The following is a 1,911-nucleotide window of genomic DNA, read 5'->3' as shown; positions in this document are numbered from 1 at the left end:
AAAATCCAAATGTACGTAGGTAACTACGACTTCTGGTACGAATCCAGCCAATTGGCGCTGAAAATGGTTCGTGATCAGAATAAGAAGAAAGAAGAAAAAATGAAGGAACTGCAAGAGTTTATTGCGCGTTTCTCTGCGAATGCCTCCAAGTCCAAGCAGGCGACTTCGCGTAAAAAGCTGTTGGAGAAAATTACGTTGGAGGATATTCGTCCTTCCAGCCGTAAATATCCTTTCATCAACTTCAAGCCAGAGCGTGAAGCGGGTAAAAACCTCGTAGCCATCGAAGGCTTGAGCAAGACAATTGAAGGCGAGAAACTGTTTGAAAACCTTCACCTCACCATCAACAAAGGGGACAAAGTTGCGTTTGTCGGACCAAATGAGCTGGCGAAAACAACCTTCTTCCAAATTTTGATGGGCGAAGTTCAGGCTGATAGCGGTTCTTTCGAATGGGGCGTTACGACTTCCCAAGCGTACTTCCCAAAAGACAATGCGGAGTACTTTAACTCTGATTTGAGCCTGGTTGACTGGCTGCGCCAATACTCCAAAGATCAAGACGAGACATTCATTCGTGGATTCCTCGGTCGTATGCTGTTCTCTGGAGATGAAGCGCTGAAAAAGGCAAACGTATTGTCCGGGGGAGAAAAAGTTCGTTGCATGCTATCCAAGATGATGCTGGCGAGTGCCAACGTATTGATCATGGACGAACCGACGAACCACTTGGATTTGGAATCCATTACTGCATTGAACAACGGCTTGATTGAGTTCGACGGTACACTTCTGTTCGTATCTCATGACCACCAGTTCGTCCAAACGATTGCGAACCGGATCATTGAGTTCACGCCGAAGGGTGTCATTGATAAAATGATGACGTATGACGAATACCTGGAGAGCGATGAAATCAAACGCCTGCGCGACGAGCATTACGCGTAAGCTGCCTGCGACATATAAAAAGCCCTTGGCTTCGCACAAATCGTGCTGAAGTCAGGGGCTTTTTCTCATGTTGCGGGGTCTTCCACGAACTCGATTTTGTTAAGGAAGGCTTCCTTGCTCGAGAAAATAACACGCTCTTTTCGCGGGGAAGTAAAGAACACCACGATATACTGGTCATCGATGTATTCTACCGTGCCTCGTTTCTTTGGTCTTTGTATCGTCTTCACGGGTTTATTCAACCACTCGTTCATCAGTTGTTCCTCCTACCTAGCTTTCCCATTCATTATACCAAGATTAAAGACGATGCCCAATGACATGTGCAGTTATGGCGATGCGCAGCAGCATTTGATCGTGCCCGTTTTCCGCATTCAATCCGGTCCACTCTCGGATGAGCTGGATACGGTATTTGATTGTATTTTTATGGACATACAAACGACGAGCGGCTTCAGCGTAATTACCATCCGCTTGCAAAAACACTTGCAAGGTTTGCAAGAGCTGTCCGTTCTTTTCTCGATCATAGTTTTGAATTTTGCCCAGACATTCTTCTGCAAACGCTTGGGCTTCTGTCGCAGGATCGACTGCGTACATGATTCGCTCGAGTCCCAAGTCGTGGTAGATTTTGACGCGAAGAGAAGCGGCGTTGGCTCGGCTGGCCGAATGTAATGCGGTTTGCAAGCTGACTAGCGCTTCCCGATAGCTGCGAACGATGCCTTCCCGTTCAGGATGATATCGCCCAATTCCTGCAAAGACAGGCTGAGCCAATTGCTTGGTGAACGTCTTTAAGCACTGTTCTTGCAGCCATTGCGAGAGCGATTCAGTGGGCACAAGAATAGACTTCGGCACGAGCAAGAGGACACGATTTTCCTGATCCAATCCATACAGAATCGCTCTATTGGAAGAAAAAAAGCTGTGCAACGTGTTCAGAAGATGATGGTTTTCTTGCCAAAGTTCCATGCCGGTCTTGTCATGGGGGGAGGTGCT

At 47.3% G+C, this 1,911-nt stretch carries 3 protein-coding genes; 1 reads left to right on the top strand and 2 read right to left on the bottom strand.

What is annotated here, in order from left to right:
- Window positions 1–930, top strand: a 930-nt coding sequence (locus C7R94_RS28675) for an ABC-F family ATP-binding cassette domain-containing protein (RefSeq protein WP_146142844.1), incomplete at its 5' end; no start/stop codon positions are given.
- Between the two features lie 65 nt (window positions 931–995).
- On the opposite strand, the gene C7R94_RS28670 is transcribed toward C7R94_RS28675, so the two are convergent.
- Window positions 996–1,181 carry a hypothetical protein gene (locus C7R94_RS28670; protein WP_047069069.1) on the bottom strand — a complete coding sequence of 62 codons (186 nt, stop codon included), beginning with the start codon at window positions 1,179–1,181 and terminating at the stop codon, window positions 996–998.
- 43 nt (window positions 1,182–1,224) lie between these two features.
- Window positions 1,225–1,911, bottom strand: a 687-nt coding sequence (locus C7R94_RS28665) for a PucR family transcriptional regulator (protein ID WP_199197978.1), incomplete at its 5' end; no start/stop codon positions are given.

This window comes from Brevibacillus sp. NRRL NRS-603 (assembly GCF_003013445.1).
Taxonomy (GTDB): Bacteria; Bacillota; Bacilli; order Brevibacillales; family Brevibacillaceae; genus Brevibacillus; species Brevibacillus formosus.
Note: the sequence above shows the minus strand (reverse complement) of the source record. Positions and strands in the feature narration are given on the sequence as shown.

What these genes read in the sequence shown, in the direction of transcription:
- C7R94_RS28670 (WP_047069069.1), bottom strand. Translation starts at nt 1,181, where the DNA reads ATGAACGAGTGGTTGAATAAACCCGTGAAGACGATACAAAGACCAAAG.